General features: G+C 48.3%; 15 protein-coding genes. 13 read left to right on the plus strand and 2 right to left on the minus strand.

Annotation, left to right across the window (positions count from 1 at the left end; genetic code table 11):
* Window positions 1-272: 272 nt before the first annotated feature.
* The gene (locus Q9R46_RS00210) at window positions 273-2,045 is read right to left on the minus strand and encodes an alpha-glycosidase (protein WP_311278490.1); all 1,773 of its coding nucleotides are present in this window, start codon (window positions 2,043-2,045) and stop codon (window positions 273-275) included.
* Window positions 2,046-2,263: 218 nt separating this feature from the next.
* Entirely contained in the window at window positions 2,264-2,836 is a 573-nt protein-coding gene (locus Q9R46_RS00215) for a hypothetical protein (RefSeq protein WP_311278491.1), read from the minus strand.
* A 477-nt stretch (window positions 2,837-3,313) separates the two neighbouring features.
* Here Q9R46_RS00215 and Q9R46_RS00220 point away from each other — a divergent pair, with 477 nt between their 5' ends.
* The 13 genes from Q9R46_RS00220 (at window position 3,314) to Q9R46_RS00280 (ending at window position 23,813) form a co-directional block, all read left to right on the plus strand.
* Window positions 3,314-4,333: an ABC transporter substrate-binding protein gene (locus Q9R46_RS00220; protein WP_311278492.1), complete on the plus strand. Its 1,020-nt coding sequence runs from the start codon at window positions 3,314-3,316 to the stop codon at window positions 4,331-4,333.
* 96 nt (window positions 4,334-4,429) lie between these two features.
* Window positions 4,430-5,443 (plus strand): FecCD family ABC transporter permease, encoded by a 1,014-nt coding sequence (locus Q9R46_RS00225; protein ID WP_311278493.1) that lies wholly within the window; start codon window positions 4,430-4,432, stop codon window positions 5,441-5,443.
* The gene (locus tag Q9R46_RS00230) at window positions 5,440-6,483 is read left to right on the plus strand and encodes a FecCD family ABC transporter permease (protein WP_311278494.1); all 1,044 of its coding nucleotides are present in this window, start codon (window positions 5,440-5,442) and stop codon (window positions 6,481-6,483) included. The genes Q9R46_RS00225 and Q9R46_RS00230 overlap by 4 nt, the downstream gene beginning before the upstream one ends.
* Window positions 6,484-6,496: 13 nt before the next feature.
* Window positions 6,497-7,321 carry an ABC transporter ATP-binding protein gene (locus Q9R46_RS00235; RefSeq protein ID WP_090917513.1) on the plus strand — a complete coding sequence of 275 codons (825 nt, stop codon included), beginning with the start codon at window positions 6,497-6,499 and terminating at the stop codon, window positions 7,319-7,321.
* 411 nt (window positions 7,322-7,732) lie between these two features.
* The gene (locus Q9R46_RS00240) at window positions 7,733-8,755 is read left to right on the plus strand and encodes an ATP-grasp domain-containing protein (protein WP_311278495.1); all 1,023 of its coding nucleotides are present in this window, start codon (window positions 7,733-7,735) and stop codon (window positions 8,753-8,755) included.
* Between the two features lie 72 nt (window positions 8,756-8,827).
* Complete coding sequence (locus tag Q9R46_RS00245) at window positions 8,828-10,183, plus strand: diaminobutyrate--2-oxoglutarate transaminase (RefSeq protein ID WP_311278496.1); 1,356 nt, start codon at window positions 8,828-8,830, stop codon at window positions 10,181-10,183.
* Window positions 10,177-11,631: an MFS transporter gene (locus tag Q9R46_RS00250; RefSeq protein ID WP_311278497.1), complete on the plus strand. Its 1,455-nt coding sequence runs from the start codon at window positions 10,177-10,179 to the stop codon at window positions 11,629-11,631. The genes Q9R46_RS00245 and Q9R46_RS00250 overlap by 7 nt, the downstream gene beginning before the upstream one ends.
* A complete protein-coding gene (locus Q9R46_RS00255) occupies window positions 11,588-13,321 on the plus strand; it encodes an IucA/IucC family protein (protein ID WP_311280909.1) in 1,734 nt (577 codons plus the stop codon). Before Q9R46_RS00250 ends, Q9R46_RS00255 begins: the two co-directional genes overlap by 44 nt.
* Entirely contained in the window at window positions 13,296-15,293 is a 1,998-nt protein-coding gene (locus Q9R46_RS00260) for an IucA/IucC family protein (RefSeq protein WP_311278498.1), read from the plus strand. Before Q9R46_RS00255 ends, Q9R46_RS00260 begins: the two co-directional genes overlap by 26 nt.
* On the plus strand, window positions 15,290-16,066 hold the full coding sequence (locus Q9R46_RS00265) for an HpcH/HpaI aldolase family protein (RefSeq protein WP_311278499.1): 777 nt from the start codon (window positions 15,290-15,292) through the stop codon (window positions 16,064-16,066). The genes Q9R46_RS00260 and Q9R46_RS00265 overlap by 4 nt, the downstream gene beginning before the upstream one ends.
* Complete coding sequence (locus Q9R46_RS00270; RefSeq protein ID WP_311278500.1) at window positions 16,063-17,319, plus strand: type III PLP-dependent enzyme; 1,257 nt, start codon at window positions 16,063-16,065, stop codon at window positions 17,317-17,319. The genes Q9R46_RS00265 and Q9R46_RS00270 overlap by 4 nt, the downstream gene beginning before the upstream one ends.
* Entirely contained in the window at window positions 17,279-19,390 is a 2,112-nt protein-coding gene (locus Q9R46_RS00275; RefSeq protein ID WP_311278501.1) for an IucA/IucC family protein, read from the plus strand. Before Q9R46_RS00270 ends, Q9R46_RS00275 begins: the two co-directional genes overlap by 41 nt.
* A 679-nt stretch (window positions 19,391-20,069) precedes the next feature.
* Complete coding sequence (locus Q9R46_RS00280) at window positions 20,070-23,813, plus strand: glycoside hydrolase family 2 TIM barrel-domain containing protein (RefSeq protein WP_311278502.1); 3,744 nt, start codon at window positions 20,070-20,072, stop codon at window positions 23,811-23,813.
* Window positions 23,814-24,022 lie beyond the last annotated feature (209 nt).

Consider the following 24,022-nt stretch of genomic DNA (forward strand, 5'->3'; position numbering starts at 1 on the left):
AACAGACAAGCAGAAATACAGAAATACAGAAAAAGAGCATATGGCGCTGCTAGACGTAATAGTGTGCTTTTTTATACCAAGAAGGGCCGGACGTTATTCACGTTCAGCCCTTCGGAATCTTCCTTTTCACATGTAGCCCTTCAATATCCATGCCTACATTATCAAGTAAAGGAAAGGGAAGCATGGGATGACTCACAGCATGTTGCCAGCAGTTAAGTGCACAGAAACACAGTGAGATTAATGGCAGATATCTGAAAAGCCCTTTACCAAAATCATGCTTCTGCTGGCTGTTTCACCTCACATTGCAACAAAGAGAAGCCGTATGCTTCGAGATCCAAGGTTAACTTGTTCTGTCTTGCCTCAACCGAAGCCGCAGTGTACAAGTCGCGCCATACATTATGATCTGCCCAACCAAGCTCCAGTGTACAAGGCTCGTCACTGGCATTGATCACCAGCAGCATGCGTTCTCCCGTTTCCGAATCCATACGCTCCATAGCAAAGCACGGATCGCCCGTTTTGGCATAAACAATCTTTAACCCTGCGCTTCGCAAAGCGGGATGTTTCTTTCGTACCTCAATCGTATGGATGAAAAACTCAAGCAACTCCCGGTTCTGTTTGCTCACGTCCCACTCCATACATTTGCGGCAACCGGGATCATATCCACCGTCCAGTCCAACTTCATCCCCATAATAGACGCAAGGCGCACCCGGATAAGAGAAAAGCAACGTTACAGCCAATTTCATCCTGCGTATATCTCCATCACATAACGTCAGTAACCGCGGCGTATCGTGGCTGCCCAGCAGGTTAAACGCGGCTTCGGTAACGGGTTGGGAGTACGCAGCAAGCAGTTTGCCAATCTCGTTGGCGAATTCGAGTCCATCCAGCTTGCCATGCACGGCATAATCCAGTACGGAGTTGGTAAAAGGGTAATTCATGACGGCATCGAACTGGTCGCCTTGCAACCACATTAATGAATCATGCCAGATTTCACCGAGCAGATAAGCATCTGGCTTGATCGCTTTGACCGTCTGACGGAATTCACGCCAGAACTGGTGATCCACCTCGTTGGCTACATCCAGTCGCCAACCGTCAATATCCATCTCTTCGATCCAGTAGCGTGCAACCTCAAGTAGATAAGCTTTGACATCCGGGTGCTCCGTGTTGAGCTTCGGCATAAGCGGTTCGAAGGCAAAGGTTTCGTAGGTTGGAATGCCATCCTCAACCCGTGGCGGCCAATCCTTGATGTAGAACCAGTCTGCATAAGGAGAATCAGCCCCATTTTTCATTACGTCGACAAAAGGAGGAAACTCTCTTCCCGAATGGTTAAATACAGCATCCAGAACGACTCGTATACCGCGAGCATGGCATGCGTCCACTAGCATTCTCAATTGTTCATTCGTACCAAACTGAGGATCAACCTTCAGATAATCGGCGGTGTTGTATTTATGGTTGGTCGTGGCCTCGAACAATGGACAGAAATAGATGGCTGTGATCCCGAGTTTACGAAGATGGTCCAGATGGTCCATCACACCTTGCAGGTCTCCGCCAAAGAAATTGGTAGGCGTAGGCGTACCGCCCCAAGACTCAGCATTTGCTGGCGTTAGAGATGGGTCACCATTCGCAAAACGTTCGGGAAAAATTTGATAAAATACAGCATCTTTAACCCATGCAGGCGGTTCAAAAATATCAACCGGATTCATGAACGGAAAATCAAACATTTCCAGCGGATGATCCGGCAGTACCTGCTCAAATCCTCGCTCTGTCATCCACACGGAATCTTCCCCTTGGATTAGCTGAAAGGCATAACGAAGTCTGCGGTAAGGCGGAGATGTCTCGGCTTCCCAGTAGTCAAACATTTCATCCCGTGCGAAAATTCGCATAGGAATATGTGTGATCGTCCGATCCCAGGCATATTTGTCCCCGGTAATGGCAATGACGGCATCCAAATCTCCTCGTTTGGACCGCAAGCGAAGATGCATGGTTGTTCGATTATACGCATAAGACCAGTTCAGTTTGGGGCGATGATAAATGGCTTCTAAAATCATAGATATCACTCCTTGGCACATGGTTAAATGCAAATTAGGGGCTAGAGAATGCCGTGGAAAACGCGTAGAAAACGCAAAAAAGGCACAACCTCTCATGTTCACGAGGTTGTACCTTTCGGCAGCATAGCCTTTTGATTATACGGTTATTATACGAATTTTTATTGCAAAAGAAAACACTTTTTTTCCTTAATTATCAATTAATTATGGAGCCGAGTGTGCTACATCTCGAATCCCAGTTGTTCTCCGTATGTCTTAACTTCTTTGAGGTACTGCTCGATGCTCTTTTTGCCAGTAGCAATCTTGTCATTGCCCTGCTTGAGGAACGTGCGGTTTACTGTTGTTTTGGAAACAGCCTTTTTGAACAATTGATAACCTTCCAGCTGTGCGTAGCTGCCTTTAATCAATTTGTCATGGATTTTTTTCAACTGGGCATTCTCCGGTTTGATCTGCTTCAGCATGGAAACATATTTCGTGTAATTCGGGATAGCTGTGTTGTTTAACGTCAAAAAGAAAGATTTCCGATTGGAGGAGGTGATGTATGTGTTCCCGCCTATGGCGCTCATAGCTTTTGTTTCATAAACAGCTGCTGCCTCCAAGGCATCCAAATAATCCAGAAAATCTTGATCATCTGCCGTAAGTTCCTGTTCTTCCTGGTTGATTGTCTCTTCCGTATTTACCTCGTCCGAAATCACAGTGGAATTGTCTGCAGCAGCGTAATGCCCTGTTGGAAGAACTATGCCGCCGATCAATACCATACTCATCAGAATCGAAAGAATCCAATGTTTTTTCATAATGTCCGTCCCCTGTCTCTATATGTGATTTTATTCCAAGGGATAATCTAACATAAGAAGAGCTTCATTTACAGGAATAATTTAGGAATAAGTGATGAGTTAAATGAACCTACTCTAGTACGAAAAGTACAAAGTATGGTCGGATTATTCATAAATATAAGAATATAATGTATAAATATTAATACTCTTGGATATCGTCACATCATGAAATAGAAGGATAGTTCAAGTTGCATTTAGCCCAGAAGAAGTAGGCGACAATTGACATAAGTGGTTACACCAACGTTTGATAATATCGATTAATATTATATGCATTCACCTCAAATATGCTTTTACAGCAGCGTTTATAGAAAAAAGAAGCTGGCTACTAGTCGTAAATATTTTTCCGAATATGTGCTTGTCTAAATCACCCAACTCTATTACAATACAATTGATAATGAGATTCAATATCATTTAGAGTGAAAAGGGGAGACGGATTCCATGTTTCGATTCAGCAAAAAGTTATATATTTATGCATCACTTATTCTTATGATTTCGCTTCTGGCTGGCTGTGCTTCAGGGGGAAGTGCGGGTACAACCAATACAGCAAGCTCGGCAACAAGTGGTAAAAGTGCTGAGAGTAGCACAGAGGGAGATCAAGCGGTCAAAGCTACAGGCGAGACTCGGGTGATCAAACATGCCATGGGGGAAACCAAAATCACGGGAACTCCGCAACGGATCGTGACACTGTTCCAAGGTGCGAATGATGTTGTGGTAGCACTTGGCGTGAAGCCGGCAGGTGTCGTGGAATCATGGGTTCAGCAGCCTGTTTATGAATATCTGCGTAAAGACTTGGATGGTGTACCGCAAGTAGGTCAGGAATCCCAGCCGAATCTGGAAGAAATCAACAAGTTGAAGCCTGACCTCATTATTGCTACCAAAATCAGAGATGAAGAGATCTATGATCAGTTGTCCCAGATCGCACCAACGGTCGTGACCGAAACGCTGTTCGATTGGAAAGAAACATTGAAGATGGTCGGGGAAGCCATGAACAAAACCGAGGAATCGAATAAACTGATTGCCGATTGGGAGACGCGTGTAGCGGATTTCAAAGAGAAAATGGGTGACCGTCTGCCGATTGAGGCAACCATTACCAACTTCAGAGCGGATCAGGTTCGCATTTTCTACATGGGATATGCAGGTAAGATCCTGAAGGAACTTGGATTTACAAGACCAGCGGGCCACGATGCAGATAAATGGGGTGTTGAACTGACATCCAAGGAGGCTATTCCGGATATGAATGCAGACATGATTTTTAATTTCAATTCAGGTACGGATACGGCTGCGATCGAGAAGAATTATAAAGATTGGACAAGCAGTCCGCTCTGGAAAAACCTTGACGCTGTGAAAAACAATCAGCTCTACCAGGTCGATGAGGTGGCCTGGAACATGGCAGGCGGATATACATCAGCCAACATGATGCTGGACGATCTATACAAGCTGTTCAACCTGAATAAATAATAACCGGATCAGGATCTGCCATGCACCAGAACTTTCGTGAGCAAAGTGTATGGGCAGGCAGGTCTTGTTTCACTTCATAGATGAGAGAGTGAGAGTATGTTTCCTCTTTTTACCAAGGCGAGTGCCAAAATATACGGATTGTTGGGATTGTTCATTCTTATGTTACTCGCTGCAACCGCCAGCATGATTCTGGGACGAACGCCGATTACGTTTCATATGTTGTGGGATGCGGTTCAGTCCTATGATGAAACGTCAGTGGAGCATGTGGTGCTACTGACAGAGCGATTGCCACGAACGATTATCGCGGCCGTTGTAGGGGCAAGTCTGGCTGTTGCAGGCGGACTGATGCAGGCGCTGACGCGTAATCCTCTCGCATCCCCGAGTGTGTTCGGGATCAACGCAGGTGCGATTTTCTTTATTGTTATTGCTGTTGTCGTATTGTCCGTGTCTTCTTTAACGACGATGATGTGGTTTGGATTTGCCGGGGCAGCCATATCGGCAGCTATTGTATATGGTTTGGGGTCACTTGGGCGTGATGGCCTGACTCCAATCAAAATTGTATTAGCGGGCACGGCTATCTCAGCCTTGTTCGCCTCTTTTACGCAAGCGATTCTTGTGCTGGACGGCACGGGACTGCAGGATGTACTGTTCTGGCTTGCCGGTTCGGTAAGTGGACGAACGCTGGATATGCTTTATCCGGTTCTACCTTATATGGCCGCAGCCGCACTGATGTCGTTATTTATGGGCCGAGCTATCAATCTATTGTTAACAGGGGATGACATTGCAAAAGGCATGGGACAAAACGTACTTCTGGTGAAAGTAATGATGGGAATCGTTACGGTAGTACTCGCGGGAGGTTCTGTAGCAGTTGCCGGTTCCATAGGTTTGGTGGGTCTCGTCGTACCACATATCATGCGTGCTTTTGTTGGCAATGACTACCGCTGGCTTGTCCCGTATTGCTTCTTGGGTGGAGTGATATTGTTAATGTCAGCTGACGTCGTAGCAAGGCTTGTCATTATGCCGCAGGAAGTTCCGCTGGGTGTAATGACCGCATTGATCGGCGGACCCTTCTTCATCTATATCGCCCGTAAGGGGGTGACGAAAATATGAGGAAGATGCTGACGTATCGGAATAAAAAGGACACAGTCTCCATGCAAGTGGAACGTAAGTCGATGGTTGTCATCATTGTATGCCTCATTCTGTTTCTGGTAGCAGGGGTAGTCGGAACAAGCTTAGGCAGTGACTTTATATCTCCACTGGACGTCCTTCGCACCATCTTTGGACTGAATGCAGGAGAGCATGATTTCGTCGTGCTGACACTTCGGCTTCCACGGGTATTGTTATCTCTGCTTGTCGGGGCCGCACTGGGGATGTCGGGTGCACTGCTCCAGGGAATTATCCGTAATCCACTTGCCTCACCTGATGTCATTGGCATAACTGGCGGTGCTGCGGTAGCAGCCGTAGGCTTTGTAACATTACTGGGTGGGACCGTAAGCATTAAGCTACTGCCACTCTTTGCGGTCATGGGTGCAATGGTAACAGCATTCATCATTTATATCCTTGCCTGGAAAAAAGGAGTCAGTCCGATCCGGCTGGTGCTGATCGGTATAGGCGTATCGGCTATAACGGGCGCTGGCACGACCTTTATGTTGATTCTAAGCCCTTTTTATACAGCAAGTCAGGCTTATATCTGGCTAACTGGCAGCATCTATGGAGCCACATGGACAGATATTCAGACGATATTACCTGTGATTGTCATCGTTCTGCCCCTCGCCATATGGTTTGGTCGCAGTTTGAATGCACAGGAGTTCGGAGATGACCTTGCCACAGGGCTTGGCGTGACGGTGCAGTGGCATCGATCTGCCTTGTTATTGTGCAGTGTGCTTCTCGCCGGGATTGCTGTGTCTGTCGCGGGTACGATCGGTTTTGTGGGTTTAATTGCCCCGCATATCGCACGAAAACTGGTAGGGCGGATGTTTGGCAGCTTGCTACTGGTATCCGGCTTTGTAGGTGCTTTATTGGTATGTATAGCCGATCTCATTGCCCGAACGGCGTTTCTGCCGCTGGATATCCCTGCAGGCGTATTTACCGCAGGTATTGGAGCACCGTTTTTCCTGTATCTATTATTTAAGAATCGAAACCATTATTGAGGGGGAGAGAGCCGTGAGTATTCTGGAAGCCAAGGAGCTTACCATCTCCTATGGAGCAGATCCGATTATAGAAAACCTGAACCTGACCATCCCGAAGGGAGAGATTACCGTCCTGATCGGCAGTAATGGTTGCGGAAAATCGACGTTGCTACGCACGATGGCTAGACTGTTGAAGTCCAGTTCAGGCACCGTGTTGCTGGATGGTGAAGAGATTGCAAAGCTACCCACCAAAGAAATCTCAAGACGCATGTCTATTCTGCCTCAAGGACCGACGGCACCGGAAGGTCTGACCGTGAATCAGCTGGTTCGCCAAGGACGCTATCCTCATCAGACATGGCTTAAACAATGGTCGCGTGAGGATGAGCGCATGGTTGAACTGGCTCTTGCGTCCACACATCTGACAGAACTTGCAGATCGTCCTGTTGATGCGTTATCCGGTGGTCAGCGTCAACGTGCATGGATCGCGATGACCTTGGCACAAGGTACAGAAACATTGCTGCTGGACGAGCCTACAACGTATCTGGATATGACACATCAGATTGATATTCTGGATCTACTGTTTGAATTAAATGAACGGGAGGGGCGTACCATCGTGATGGTGCTCCACGACCTGAATCTGGCTTGTCGATACGCACATCATATCGTTGCGGTGCACAACAAGTCCATCTACGCAGAGGGCAAACCGGAGGATATTATTACTCGTGATCTCGTGCGTAACGTTTTTCAGATGGAGTGTGACATTGCTGTAGATCCGTTATTCGGTACACCCACCTGTATCCCGCACGGAAGAGGCAGGAAGCTGCATGAAACGCAGCAACGTTATACACAGATGGCTTGATAAACAAGAGCTTAGAGGCACCTGTTGGTCAAAGATACACGTAATGCTGAATCGGTACGTTTGCTATGCCTTTTTGGCAAATGCTACGATTCTTATAACATCATGGACACAGGCGTATACGTCATGTTCTTACGGCCATCCATCCCCAAAATTATTCCTCAGTACCATAATATATTGTCATGGGGATAACGAAACAGGCAAGCAGAGGATTTGGAAACTCCATAGCTTGCCTTGTTTGTTATGCCTAAGTATGCCAATACTCCACGATTACAATGCCAATACCCTTCTTAAATAAAGATATTTTTTCCTTAAAAGTTTCATATTGACAACGGGTGAATAATTACCATAAAATAGATTTTGTGTGATACTGATAATCATTATCAATAAAATCAACCGATAGGAAGGTCGGATATGAATTTACTTCGTTCCAAATGTTCCGTATTTCCAGAAGGTTTTGAGAATCTACAGAATCGGCTGATTCTGAACAAAGCAAGAGAGATGGGGATCGGGTGCGAGTTGCTGGTGGATGGTTGTGAGGATTTTCTAAAACTGTCCCTGGAGCACAAACAGATCATCATTAACAAAACGAGAACTCACCGGCTACCGCTGATCGCAGGGTTGCTTGCCAAGAATAAACAGGCATGTAATCTGATCCTGCATGAACAGGGGATGCCCGTTCCCCCTCATATCGTTGTAGCAGGTATGGGAGAAGAGGCCGAAGTTTTCCTTCATCAATACAGTTCCATCGTAGTCAAACCGCTGGATTCGAGCAGCAGTCAGGGGGTTACGCTGGATGTACGCACCGTTGCTGAGTTGGAAGCGGCAATTCAGCTCGCAACCCAATACGGCAGTAGCATCCTGCTACAACAATATGTCATTGGAACCGACTACCGGGTGTTAATTATCAACGAACAGGTAGCGGCGGTTAACCAATACCGTCCTGTGTATGTGACGGGCAACGGCAGTTCATCTGTCCGTGGACTGATTGAAATGCTGAACCGGAACCGCATCCAGGACACAGAGATCGGTGCGTACGAAGCTTTCCCCGCGATTGATCCCGAAAATGCACATTTGCTGGATACGCTGCGTAAGCAAGGTTTTGCTTTGAATGATGTGGCCCCCGTGGATCAGGAGATTAAGCTGTATGATCTCCGTAATTCGGCGGCCGGGAAGATCAGTGAATTTTACAGGGATTGCACGGATGATATTCACCCTGATAATGCCCGTATGATGATACAGGCAGCCCAAGCGCTCCAGATTGACGTTGCAGGTATAGATGTCCGTTGCAAGGACATCCGAGTACCTATTACAACGGAACAGGGAGGCATTCTGGAGGTCAACGCCCTGCCAGATCTGACTCACCATGTATATCCACATGGCGGCACGACAAGAGACGTTGTGCGTCAATATCTGGAATATCTCAGTCAGAGTTAGCGGTTAGCACGATTCAATAACGAATGAACAGGCATCTGGGCCTGAATCGACGATAAGGGGCGTTAGAGAGTTATGTCAGTAGAGGTTCAGACGGAATACCTGAAGCTGCAGAACGAAAAGGAGTCCAACGCACGAGCGTACCCACGGCATTTCCCGCTCGTCATCAGCAAAGCTCAAGGCATCAAGATCACGGATACGGAAGGCCGTGAGTATTACGATTGCTTGGCAGGTGCGGGGACACTCGCGCTTGGACATAACCATGAATCAGTCGTTGGCGCTATTCGAGATGTTCTGGATCAGCAGATTCCATTACATACACTCGATTTGGCCACACCACTTAAGCTTTCGTTTATGCAAGAGATATTCTCTTTACTGCCCGAAGAGATGCGGAATACATCCAAAATTCAGTTCTGCGGCCCAACGGGAGCGGATGCGGTCGAAGCCGCAATTAAGCTGGTGAAGCATGCTACAGGCGGGAAGTCCATTCTGGCTTTCCAAGGTGGATATCACGGTTCAACCCAAGCGACGATGTCCATGAGCGGTAATTTGAGTAAAAAGGAAAACCTGCAAAGTCTCCTGCCGGATGTGCATTTCTTGCCATTTCCCTATGAATATCGTTGTCCGTTTGGCATTGGTGAAGGCATGACTGCCCGATTAAGTGCACAGTATATCGAGAATGTACTGGATGATTGCGAGAGCGGAATAGCTGCACCGTGCGGAGTGATCGTAGAAACGGTACAGGGCGAGGGTGGTGCGATTCCTGCAGATATTGAGTGGCTGAAAGAGTTACGCCGAATCACTGCGGAACGAAATATTCCGCTCATTATTGACGAAGTGCAGACGGGTATTGCACGTACGGGTCGGATGTTTTCGTTTGAACATGCGGGCATCGTGCCTGATGTCATTATTTGCTCGAAAGCCGTAGGTGGAAGTCTTCCCATGTCGGTTGTGATCTATAAGGAGGAGCTGGATCAGTGGAAACCCGGTGCGCATACAGGCACATTTCGTGGCAATCAGCTGGCCATGGCAGCCGGTCTAGCCACGCTCCGTTATATCCGGGAGCATAATGTGATGCAGAACGTGCACCTGCGTAGTGAGCAGTTCATGGCAAGGTTACAAGCGATGAAAAGCCGTTTTGCCGAGATTGGTGATGTTCGTGGCCGAGGGCTCATGATCGGTGTTGAAGTGGTTAACCCGCAAGGGGGCAAGGATCGTCTTGGACATTATCTGCAGCATGGCGAGCTAGCGTCTGTCATTCAGCAACAATGTTTCCGTAACGGACTCATTGTGGAAGTCGGCGGACGCCATTCTGCGGTTGTTCGTTTCTTGCCGCCCCTGAATATTACGGAGAAGGAAGCAGGCGAAGTACTCGCGATCTTTGAGCAATCGGTATCGGACGCCATTGCATTAACGACAACTTTATGCTGAGTGTATCGTTGCTTCGGCGGCATGCGGTTTTACTTGCCATTCTGCTGGGAGCCTTCACGCTTGTGCTTACCAACAGTGCCTTTAACCTCTTGCTTCCGTATTTTATCCAATATTATGACATTTCCGCCACGGCGGGCGGGTGGATCATTGCCCTGTATATGCTCGCCATGACATTAACGATGCCACTGGCTTCCCTGATCGTAGACCGGTTGGGACGCAAGCGGACGTACATGCTGGGCATCTGCATTTACGGGATATTTTCTGTGCTCGGTGCCTTGCTCCATTCTTACATTGAAGTGCTGCTGATTGTAAGGTTCATGCATGGTGTGGCTGCTGGCCTGATGATTCCTTTATCCCTTGTGTTGCTGTTTGATGTCTACGGCCCGGAGGTTCGGGGACGCATTACGGGTGCATGGGGACTGCTGCTGATGCTTGCTCCTGCGGCTGGACCGACCCTTGGCGGATTTATCATTCAGTATGGAAGGCTGGAGATGCTGTTCTGGCTGAATGTACCCTTGGCTGTTTTTTCACTGATCGGCTGTGGACGAGTGATTCAAGCCTACACACCTGCTCGCAGGAAAAAGTGGCATCCATCCAGTGTGATACGGCTTGTTAGCGCAGTGGGTGCACTCAGTCTGGGCGTACAGGTGTACGCCAGCCCGGGAGTAGCTCCATGGATATCCTGGACACTGATTGTGCTTGGCGTAGTGCTGGTTATTCGTTTTATCCAGGTTGAGAATGAACGTGATGAACCGCTGATCCGTTATTCGTTACTGCGGAGAAAAGGTGTATTTCCTCTTACCGTTCTGATCTCTACGATTCAGGATTGTGTCATGTTTGGCGTGATTTTTGCGCTCCCCCTGCTTTTTCAGGAGGTATTTCAGTTGTCTCCGGCGCTTTCCGGTGCCTTGTTCATTCCGCTCTCCATCTCCACGAGTCTGTTCATGTGGGTCGGAGGAAACTTGCTGGATCGCGGGCGGTCACTTCAGTTTATCGCTTGGGGAACATTGCTGGTATCGGTATCTATTCTCACGTTTGCCTTTCTTCCCATCGGGGCGTCCGTATGGATCATCGGGTTGCTGATGGCGTGCCGGGGCATTGGCGTAGGCCTGTCCGGTATGAGCATTTCTGCAATTGGACTGCAGGCGTTACCTGAGGAAGACATGCATGAAGGATCGGTGCTGTCCACAACGATTGAACGACTGGCTTCATCGTTTGCAGTGATGGGCATGACGCTGTATTACGATGTGCGCTGGCAATGGCTCGCCGAACATGGCAGAGAGCTTGAGCTAGCGAAATGGGGGGCCGTTAAAGAAATATGCGTAGGTCTTGGTTGTGCTATTCTGCTGACGTTACCTCTAGTCTTACTTATAACTCGAAAGAAGGTTGGCTTCATTGTTCAAAATGGAAAACAAACTCCGGTCCAAGGCGGAGCAACAGGCCGATGAGCATTCCTGCAAGTTGCTGCTGAACTGTTATATCCGTGAGCTTGGGTCGAAAAAAGCAGAACATGTGCAGCTTAACCCGGATACGCTGACGTATATGATTGCTTTTCCAACCAGCCGTGTAAGCGTCATGGGGTTGCTATCCTACTACTCGGCGATGGGGGAGCATGAATATCTCAGCATGAACTGGAATGGACAAGCCGTGCATTACCGGGATCTGGTGCGCTGGATTTCGTCTGAAATTAGTGGAGATCAAGGCCGGGGTGCCGAACGTGTTCGTGAATTTACTCAAAAAGTGGAGAACAGTGTGGCTAACCTGACCTTGTTTATGGAGCAGGCGTCCGATCTCGGGATATATGACTATATTACTTCTGAACAATCCCTGCTGTACGGTCATCCGTTTCATCCTTTTCCGAAAAACTCCAGAGGTTTCACTGCCCAGGATGTGCAGCGATATAGTCCAGAACTTCGAACCTCGTTCCAGCTCTGTTATATCGCCGTAAGGCAGGAGGTATATGCAGAGGAATGGGTGCAACATGCAGAAAAAATGGATATGCAACAGCTTCTGACAGGCCAAGACTGGTCTGTTTCCAAAGAAAAGCTGGACATGTACAGGCTTTTGCCGATCCATCCGTGGCAGTATGCGCACATCTCCGGTCTGGACGAGGTCCAGTCGTATATCCGTGAAGAGAAGTTACTGCTGCTAGGCAGCGCAGGGCCGCTTGCTTACCCGACCTCTTCGGTACGTACAGTGTACATTCCAGACTGGAACTGCAACATCAAGCTATCGCTCAATATGCAGATTACCAACATGATTCGCACCAACAGTGCCGAGCAGATGCGGCGGACACTGGATGCGTCCAGCTATGTGTGGCAGCAGGGCTGTTTCGAAGCGGAGCCATATATCCATATCGCATATGAGACAGGTGTAGCGACATGCAGGTTCGAGGACGAAGAACTTACCCGTTTATTCACCGTTGCTTATCGTCCGATTGAGTTCGATGCTGCGAGCACCTATGTATTGTCCAGTCTGGTGGAGTCGCCATTGCCAGGAGCACCATCCCGATTAGTGACCATGCTGTGTGGTAGACAGGATGATGCCGATGTCGTTGATCGTGACAAGGTAGAGCAGTGGCTGTCACGATACTTGGAATGTTCACTGTTGCCGCTTGTGCGGGCGGCTGGAGAGAAGGGCATTCATTTCGAGGCCCACTTGCAGAATACGTTGGTGACGCTGGAGCAGGGCATGCCGGTTGCTTTTATCGTACGTGATCTGGAAGGGGTCAGTGTGGATGAGCAGTTGGTGGATGAATGGCAGCGGCATGAGCAGAGGGAGGTTCTAAGTTCAAAACCGTCTGAGTTGTTACGTTATTCACGTGAGAAGGCATGGGCGCGAACCTCGTATTATTTTATCGTCAACCATCTGGGATCGTTAATTCATGTATTGGCTCGGGATGTGAACGTATCGGAGGAATACTTCTGGATGCAGGTACGTGAGGTGCTTGAGGAAGAATGGGCACGAACAGGTAACGCTTATGCGGAGCATTTGCTGACTGCAGACGCTTTTCTGGCCAAACAAAATCTGGTGAGTTGTCTCACGGGCATTAGTCAGACCCCGGTTTATGTGCCGGTAGGTAACGTCATGAAACGTTTAGGGAGTGAAGCACGTGAGATCCGTGGAAATCGGCAATGAGGCAGAAGAAAAAAAGGGAAGTAAAGTAGCAGGCAGAATAGAAACAGACCCAACTGAAATAGGCGGAACAAGTGGAACAAATAAGATGAACAGCATTAGTGAACCAATCGAACAAAACGAACCTAATAAATCACACGAATCACATGAATCACCCCAATCAAATATAGCGGATGAAAGACGTAGAACGCCAAATGACAACGCAGTCCCTGTGTACGTGGAAGTTCAGGAAAGGATCATACGCCAGGCACTGGAAGCGATGTGGTTTGAAGATATTTTGGATCGTCGAGTGAACGGGAGTGAGTGGTCGACCTGCGGTGTTACTGCAAATGGTGAATCCGTGGTGTATACGTGTGACGCAGAGCAGAAGTTTTCGTTTGGAAGGGTGAAGGTGAAGGTTGGATCGATCAAGCGCGAAGGTGTTACCTGCACGGATCTGGATTTATTTTTGGAAGAGATGGTGCTGAATCGTTTGCAGGGTGCGAAACTGACGGCATTTGTTCAGGAGTTGCAAGAAACGATGGCCAAAGACAGTCAGTGCCGGGCTTTGTTGCCTCTTCGCATTCCGGCAGAGGATCGTCACTACGATGCGCTCGAAAGTCACATGACCGATGGTCATCTGTATCATCCGAGCTACAAGTCTAGGTTAGGATTCTCGCTGAAAGACAATCTTGCCTATGGCCCGGAGTTCAATGCCGACGTTCCCCTCGTTTGGGTTGCGGTGAGAAAAGAATTGGCTCAAACGGCTACATCCGATGGGTATGATCTGGCAGCACTGCTGGAACAGCATCTGACCAAGGAGGATTTGCAGCAATTCGGTCAGGTGATTTTGGACAAAACGGCTCCGCTACGTATGGATGCCTACGTTTTGATTCCGATTCATCCGTGGCAATGGGAGCACGCGGTGGAGTCCGTATTTGCCAAACAACTTATGGATGGAGACATCATATATCTGGGGGCTTCAGCCTCAGCCTATCGTGCGCAACAATCCATTCGTTCCCTCTCGAATCGTGAAAATCCAGAAGCACCTTACATCAAGCTGGCTTTAAGTATTACGAACACATCTAGCACACGTATTCTTGCCCAACATACGACGCAAAACGCCCCCCTGATCAGTGACTGGCTGGGTCAATTGATACGTGAAGATGAGCTGTTGCAGCGCGAGCAGTTTGCCATTTTAAAAGAAATCATGGGGCTTTCGTTCCGTTACGAACAATTACCTGTTACGCAGTACGGCCGCGCTTACGGCACCCTGGGTGCGATCTGGCGGGAAAATGTATCCGTTCACCTGAATGAGGGCGAGACGGCTTGGCCACTGAATGCGCTTATGCTGGTGCAACGAAACGGCGTTCCTTTTATCCAGGAGGCGATCGCACGTCATGGGGTCCAGCCATGGGCAGAGGCCTTGGTGCGTACACTCACATTGCCTGTCATTCATCTGTTGTATGCGCACGGAATTGCGTTTGAATGCCACGCACAGAATATCATTTTGGTGCTGGAAAACGAGTTGCCGAAACGCATCATCCTTAAGGATTTACATGATGGCGTTCGTTATGTCCCGGATCGGTTACTACACCCGGAACGTGCACCGAAGTTGCATCCTGAACCGGAAACTCATCGCAAATTCAATCGATATTCGTTCATCTATGCTGGCGATGTGTCGGAGGTACGCGACTATACGTACGATGCGTTCTTTTTTATCTGCATGACGGATATTGCGCTGTCGCTGGAGCCTTATGGTTTGTCCGAAGAAGCTTTTTGGCAACTGTGTGCCGGAGTAATTATGGATTATCAGCAACAACATCCCGAGTATGCCGAGCGGTTTGACATGTTTGATCTTTTGGCAGAGGATGCCCTGATTGAAGAGATGACGAAAAGGCGTTTGTATGGGGATGGAGAGTTATATTTCCGCAAAACAAACAATCCACTCCGGCTAGCCAAGGATATGCTTGAACAGAAGGCAGCAGATCGATGAGAGTGAACACACTTCAGGAAAAGATTGCTCGTGAGCAGCAGGTATATGGCCTTTTTGTATCGATTCCGCATCCGATTATCATCGAGATGATTGGTCATGCCAATTATGATTTTGTCATCATTGATCTGGAGCATACGTCAACGTCGATGGAATCGGTAGAAGATTTGATTCGCGCAGCCGAACTGGTGGGCATCACACCACTTGTACGGATTGCTAGGGTCGAGCGCACAGAAATTTTGAGGGTGCTTGACTGCGGGGCACAGGGCATCGTGATTCCACATGTGGAGACGCAGGCGCAAGTGAAAGAAGCTGTACATCATGCATATTACCATCCATTGGGTATGCGTAGTCTGAACAGCGGACGTGCAGGTGTATTCGGCAAATTCCCGCTAACGGAGTACATTACGGAAGCCAACTCGCAGGTGATGATCGTACCGATGATTGAAAGTGTGAAAGGGATACGTCAGAGCTCGGAGATTTTATCTCATCCGCAGGTGAGCTTTGTGCTTGAAGGTGCAGCGGACTTATCACAATCACTTGGTGTGCCCTGGCAGACCAATCACCCGGATGTAAGAGAAGCAATAGGCGTATTGTATGAGAACGCGCAACAATTAGGCGTACCTTATGCAACAGTCACAAGAGGCATCGAAGATATGGCGGTATGGCGTGAGCGTGGTGTGCACATCTATGTGCTGGGGGATGACCGGAATACGGCATTTCGGGCTTACGCCCAAAAGCGGAATGACTACGGAAGTGCAGGTGGACAGTTATGAAAACCAGTGTACAACAAGCCTTAGATGCGATCCAACGCGAAAAGAATGAACCGATCTGCGCGTACATTTACGATCTGGGAGGTATTCAGGAGCAGGTACGCGGCATGTTGCAAACGATGCCATGGAATACGAAGTTATTTTATGCCATCAAAGCCAATCCCGATCCACGCATTATTGAAGCGCTGCTTCCACTCGTGAAGGGTTTCGAGGTGGCTTCCATTGGCGAACTGCTCAAGGTTCGGGCGTTGAGCTATGAAGTTCCGATCCTGTTTGGCGGCCCGGGCAAGAAGGAGAGCGAGCTGAAGCTGGCGATCGAGCATAACGTGAGTTATATCCATGTAGAAAGCCTGCTGGAGTTGCGCCGTATCATTGCGATTGTGAAAAAGCGACAGCAGCCCGAGGTGCGTGTGTTGCTCCGCATTAACTTGCGAAGTAATACGCTGCCACAGACCAAAATTGTGATGGGCGGTGGTCCCAGTCCTTTTGGTATCGACGAAGAGGCGGTGGAGGAAGCGATTGAGCTGATTCGTGTGGAAGGCGCGGGTGCGGTGCGGTTATGCGGATTCCATTTCCATTCTCTGTCCAACAATATGGACGCAAGGCTGCATGCCGAGATGATCGAGCTATATTTGCAAAAGGTAGAGCGCTGGCAACAGCAACATAACTTGCAGGTGGACGTGGTCAATGCAGGCGGAGGTTTTGGTGTGACGTATGACGGCAGTCCAGGCTTCGACTGGTCTTTGTTTACCACTCTTTTGCAGCAGAGTGAGGCCAGAAAGCGTCTTGCTGCCCATGGTGGAGAATTGTTCTTTGAATCAGGTCGCTTGTTAGTGGCAGATCACGGTTATTATGCAGCCGAGGTGACGGATATTAAACGTTCGCACGGACAGATGTTTGCCATTTTAAGGGGAGGGACACATCATCATCGGCTGCCTGCGTCATGGGGACATAATCATCCTTTCCACATTGTATATACGGATCGATGGAAGCACGAGTTTACAAGACCCGAGGTGCGAGGAGAGCGAGTCCATATTGTAGGTGAATTATGTACGCCCAAGGATCGGATGCACTCCGATGCAGAGATTGACTGTTTAAGAGTCGGCGATGTGATTGTGTTCGAAAAATCCGGTGCGTACGCCTGGACGATCTCGCACCATGATTTCCTGGGGCATCCGCATCCGGCATTCCACTATTTGATGGAGGGTGATGAACATGTCAACGTTAATGCAACGTTCCAGTCAGCAAACTGCTGAACAGCAGGTGATGTCTGATCTGATGAATAGTCTGCTCGCTGAGCAGTTACTTCCGCTGCAAGGTCATCGTTTTGTTGATTTTGCTACTGCACCCGCACAGCTTCGACAGTTATATCAGGGAGTTGGAGCTGACTGGGAAAAGAAACACCAGAAAAAACGTATAACCCATCAAGTATCTGGTGTGCATGACCATATTGAGTATAACTTAAGTGAGCATAACTCCAATGAGCATAACTCTGTGAAGGATAGCTTTACTGGGAATAGCTCCAGTGAGAATAACTTTATTGGGATCGACTCCAGTGGGGGTAACTCCATTGCGAGCAATGGCAGTGGCAACAATATCAATAACCATAGCTTCAATAAAAACAACTCCAATAAGGTTGATTCTATTCGGGATACGTCCGCAGTTACGCTGCCTTTCAGTCTGGGTTTGCATACCGAAGGGGTGCTTTGTCTAGTTGAAAACGGAGTAAGACAAGGCATTCAGTGGGTTCAGGGATCACCGATCTATCAGCAACAATCGGATGGAAGCTGGGCGATGCTGGATACTCCGGCGGCCGTGGGGCGTGCGGTATTACAACGGGCATTATCCGAAGATGAATTTAAGCAACCGGGTGTGGCAGATTTTCTGTCAAGTTTGGACCTGGCTGTAGAGCAGTATGAACTTGGTTGGAATCAGGTTCAGACGTTGTCCGCTTACCATCCGAAGTCTGCGTATGAATGGTTTGTGAAAAGTGAGCGCATTGCAGCACTCCGGGATCGCCCGTTCCATCCTTCCTCCAAAGCAAAGATTGGATTCAGCGCCGAAGATGTTAAGGCATATGCGGCTGAGTTCGGGAAAGTGATCCGGCTACGCTGGGTAGCGATCAAGCGGGATGCTGTGCAGCAAGGATGTGAGGACGGCTTGTCGATTCTGGATATGCTCTATGATGCTCAGCGAGAGGAAGTCCAGGCTGAATGCTCTCGCAGAGGTTTGTCGATGAACGAGTACTTGCCTATGCCCGTGCATCCTTGGCAGCTGGAACACATCATTTTGCCGCGGTTTACGAAAGAAATCGTAGAAGGCAGCGTTGTGGTGCTTGACGTGCAGATTGGAGATGCATTTGCTACCTCATCTCTACGGTCGATGGCTCAGACTGCTGAGTCTGCACTCATGCTCAAGTTGCCCGTTAGTGTCCTGTCGCTTGGTGCTGCACGATATCTTCCGGTTGTTAAGCTGCTGAATGGACTTGTGGGAGAGAAGATGTTAAGACAGGCAGTGGCTTGTGACGAGACATTGAAAGACAAGGTATACATGTGTGAGGAGCAGAACTGGTGGGGCTTCATGCCCGAATCGATGGGATTGTTCGACGATCACCCGCGGCATCTGGCGGCACAGATTCGTGTCTATCCCGCAGAACTGCTGGATGATGCCTACCAAATTGTGCCAATGGCTGCACTTGGCGTCAATCTGGATGGGCATCATCTATTGAGCGAAATTGCTGGCGGGAATTTGAGAGTAGAAGATGTCCTGGAGTTCTACAATCGAATTGCGACTACATTTTATGATATCGTGATGCGTTTGTTCAAGGTGGGGGTTGTACCGGAGATTCATGGTCAGAACTGCTGCCTGGTGTTAGAGCATAATCAGGTGAAGGGACTATTATTCCGGGATCATGACTCCGTGCGTTTGCATCAACCGTATTTGGACAAGCACGGGATTGCTGATCCTGGATACCATATTCGTCCGGGGTATTCGAACAGTCTCTATAATGAGACGATCCAGAAGCTGATTTTTTATGTGCAGTCCCTTGGGACGCAGGTGAATCTGGCTGCGATCATGGAGGCGATGAGCGAAGTGTACGACATCCCGGAAACGAAGTTCTGGGAGATCACGGAGCAGGCCTGGCGGGAAGCGCTGCACCAGGTGCAGCTTCCCGAGACGGATCGGGCCACGCTGGAGCGCGTGATCTTCGAGAGCGAGGCGTGGCCTGTGAAGTTAGTTGTCCGTCCGCTGCTTGAGGCGGACGGTGTGCCAGGCGCGATGCCATCGGGCAAAGGCCAAGGGTGGAACCCTTTTTACAAGGCATAGGATTGGGTGGGAGTGAGTGCTCCTCCGATACCTGAACAACGCTAACGATCTCAGATGAGCTTATTGGAGTGATATGGGGGCCACCGGAATTCTAACGATCACCAGGAAGCTTATTTCGCAAATAACATAGGATTTTCAGCTCTTTTCGCTTCGTTTTCTCCAAATAGGGTTCCCTGCGATCGTTAGAACATAAAACGGTGTAATTTTACCTAAATAGCGTCTCTGGTGATCGTTAAAAAAAAGGACAGGTGGTAAGGGGAGGGGCTGAAGTTAGCGAAGCTTAATTAGAGAGCCGTAATGTAGTCAGAGAGGCATAAATATAGTGGGGATAAAAACAGAATTTCAACTGGTATCAGCCATTGAGAGGTGGCCCGTGCGCGGGTTGCCTTCTTTTTTTCTTTTTGATGTTGGCTTCGTCGTAGACCGTGAGGTCAGATTAAGGTAGCATGCGAGAAAAGATTGACGTAAAGAATGAAGATGAGGGATGAAAACGTTCACTTTTTTTGTTTGATTAGTTAGATTAAATTACGTTACAAAGATGAGACAAATGGTATAATTATTGCATTGTTAACTAGCAAGTTGTATCTTTTTATCATTTAACGAAAAGGTTTTCGATATGGGAATGAAATCAGGCATTTAAACGTAATAACTATTCAACCAGAAGAGAGTGAGAAATGACATGAATGTGAAGAGACTTTTTAATGAGGGATGGCAATTTGCCAAAAGTGACTTAAGTGTTGCAAAGCTGACGGAGCCTAATACAGGAACTGAAATTACTGAAGATGTGAATTTTACTGAGCAAACTAATCACACTGAGCCAACGGGGCGTATTGACCTTATTAATGCTATAGATTCCATTGAAAATATGAATGCCACTGAACTTGCTAACTTTACCGATCTTCCCAATTCTACTGACCCTACTGTTGATACTGAACTTACTAAACCTATTGATCTGACTAAGCTTTCCTTCGAGGCGGTTGAGCTTCCCCATGATTGGCTGATCTATAATACGCTAAATTTATATGAGAACAGTATCGGGTGGTATCGTAAGACGTTTCATTATGTGAAGCATGATCAGCAGCAGGTGATTCTGTGTTTTGATGGGGTATACATGGATTCCTCGGTGTATGTGAATGGGCAGTTTGTAGGGGAGTGGAAGTATGGATATTCTGCGTTCGAGCACGAAATTACGAATGCGTTGTTGGACGGGGTTAACGAAATTTTGGTCAAAGTTGTGCATCAGAGTCCGAACAGCAGATGGTATTCCGGGGCGGGTATCTATCGTAATGTGTGGCTGAAAACGAGGAGTCGCAATCACATCGTAACGGACGGCATCTATGTTTCCATAGAGCAGCAACCCGATGGTTGGCAGGTGGAGGTAGATACAGAGCTGTGTCTGGAACAGAATCAGCGTGCGCAGTTGGTGCATACGATTCTGTACAACGGTGAAGTCATTGCATCCTCTCAGGCGGAGATGGTGGGGAGCACTATAGATGAAGGTGTTGAAGCACATGAACATCCAATTCAGTTTACAAACAGCCAGCAGCTTAACGTCCTTAATCCCAACCTATGGAGCCCGGATAAACCCCATTTATATGATCTCGTAACAGAACTACGTCTGATCTCGGGAGAGCAACATGAGGAGCTTATCGAGTCTGTTCCACAGCGAATCGGGTTCAAACAGGTCAGACTGGATGCTAGCGAAGGCTTCTACCTCAACGATGTCAAAATGAAATTGAATGGTGTCTGCGAACACCATGATCTCGGCGCATTAGGGTCTGCTTTTAACGTGACAGCGCTGAGAAGAAGGTTTGTTTTGCTGAAAAAGATGGGGGTCAATGCAATTCGAACCGCGCATAACATGCCGGCGAAAGAGTTCATGGAACTGGCTGATGAGATGGGCATGCTGGTGGTGTCCGAAGCATTTGATATGTGGGAACGGGCGAAGACGCCGTATGACTATGCCAGGTTTTTCACCGAGTGGGCACATGCCGACGTAAGAAGTTGGGTGAGACGTGATCGGAATCACGTCAGTCTGATCATGTGGAGTATCGGGAACGAAATCTATGATACCCATGCGGATGAGCGTGGGCAGGAAGTGACTCGCATGCTGATGGAGTATGTGCAGGAATTTGATCCGAAAGGAAACGCACGGGTGACGATTGGTTCGAACTACATGCCTTGGGAAAATGCTCAGAAATGTGCGGATATCGTGAAGCTGGCTGGCTACAACTATGCGGAAAAATATTATGACCAGCACCATGCCGAACACCCGGAGTGGATTATCTATGGCAGTGAGACCTCTTCGGTCGTGCAAAGTCGGGGCATTTATCACTTCCCATACGAACAACCTGTTTTGGACGATGATGACGAGCAGTGCTCGGCACTCGGAAACAGTACGACCAGTTGGGGAGCGAAATCGCCGGAGTATTGCATCATCGCTGAGCGCGATCATCCGTTTTCGTTGGGGCAATTCCTGTGGACAGGATTCGATTACATCGGCGAACCGACGCCGTATCATACGAAAAATTCATATTTTGGACAGCTGGACACGGCTACGTTCCCGAAAGACTCGTATTACATCTATCAAGCCGCCTGGACGGATTATAAAAAAAGTCCAATGGTGCATCTATTCCCTTACTGGGATTTCAGCCCTGGTCAGATCATTGATGTTCGTGTGTGCAGTAACGCACCCAAAATTGAATTGCAACTCAATGGCGAAACCATCGGCACGTATGATATCGACCATGCCCATGGAACCCAGTTGTCCGGCTGGTGGAAAGTACCGTTTGAGGAAGGTGAGCTGAAAGCCATCGCTTATGATGAGCATGGTACGGTGATTGCCACCGATGTACAGCGTTCTTTTACCGATGCGAAGAAAGTGCACCTGTTCACAGATCGTCAGGAGTTGCAAGCCAATGGCAAAGACCTTATTTTTGTGGAAATTTCGGTTGAAGACGAAGCAGGTCATCCGGTGCACAATGCGAATAACCGTGTGCAGGTGAAGGTGTCCGGTGCGGGACGTTTGCTCGGTCTGGATAACGGGGACAGCACGGACTATGACCCGTATAAAGGGTTAAGCAGAAGATTGTTCAGCGGTAAATTGATGGCAATTATCGGTTCAACCCATGAGGCAGGAATAATCCAGATCGAGGTGTCTTCGGAAGGATTAGAAGGAGCAACAGCTACATTCGAATCTAAAGTAGTGAGTGAGGGGCGAGAATCCATAACAGCGGGTGCGAAACCTGTATTCATGAAAAATGAAAAGCGTCCGGTACTGACGGGCAACGCTCAGGAAATACCTCTGCGGAAAATTGAAATCATCAGTGGATCAGGACAGATTCTTGATGCCTCTAACCCGGAAGTGATGGTTACAGCCAAACTGTACCCGGAGGATACCACTTATCGTGATGTGCAATGGTCTGTTGTAAACGATGCTGGCATCGTATCCAATATTGCCAAGGTGGAAGTGATCACTTCTGGAACGGGCGACGAGCCAGGTTCACAGAGTGTAGACGTAGACGAGAAAAGGCATAGGGTCAGAGTATCAGCTATGGGCGACGGGGCGTTCCGCCTGCGTGCAACCAGCAACAACGGTACAGACAAACCCAAACTCATCTCCCAACTGGAGTTCAAAGCAGAAGGTTTGGGTACAGCCTACAAAGATCCATATGGATTTATCTCAGGTGGTCTGTACGACTATACCAAAGGTGATGTGGGCAACGGTAATGAACGTGGCGTAGCTACCAGCAGGGACAGCGAAACTCATGTGGGCTTCCGTAATATCGACTTCGGCCCATACGGCTCGGATACGATCACGATTCCCATTTTTGCGCTGTCGAGTGAAACGTATTTCATTCAAATCTGGGAAGGTATGCCGGGTGAAGAGGGCAGTGTGATGATTGCCGATGTTATATATGACAAGGAATCGATATGGAATGTATACCAGGAGGAGACGTACCGTCTATCCAAACGACTCAGCGGCATTACGTCGATCTGCTTTGTGCTGAAACAGAAGATTCATATTAAGGGCTTCTCGTTTGAACGCCAAAGCAGGGCTTTTGAAACTAATGCAGCTGCGTCTTGCGATCATCTGTACGGAGATACGTTCACGATTGAGGACGACCGTGTGGCAGGCATCGGGAATAACGTTTCGCTGGAGTTTGAACAGATGAATTTCACAAGTGAAGGTACGTCAAAACTAGTGATCTATGGCGCTTCAGCGATAGATAAAAACACGATTCATATCCGCTTCGCTGGGGTAGACGGACAGTGCAACCAACTGGTGGAGTTTACTCAATCCGAAGGATACGAGGAACGGACATTCGAATTAGAACCGGTATACGGGGAGCAAAAGGTAACTTTTATTTTTCTGCCGGGTAGTCAGTTTGATTTTGGCTGGTTCCGGTTCGAGAAGGAATAAGGAAGAGCACATATACCTAAGTACACATGCACTCCTATACGTACGAATTATAAGAGCATATAAAAAAACACCTCTAGCGACTATAAATAAAACCTCCTGAACTCTCGGATGTTGCTTCTTAACAGCCATTGATTTCAGGAGGTTTTTTTCAGTTCGTGTGTATGCTCAGCATTCTAAGCTTTCTACAAGTATCGATTTATATGCGTATG

Origin of the sequence: Paenibacillus sp. RRE4, assembly GCF_031844205.1 — a bacterium.
GTDB lineage: Bacteria > Bacillota > Bacilli > Paenibacillales > Paenibacillaceae > Paenibacillus > Paenibacillus xylanexedens_B.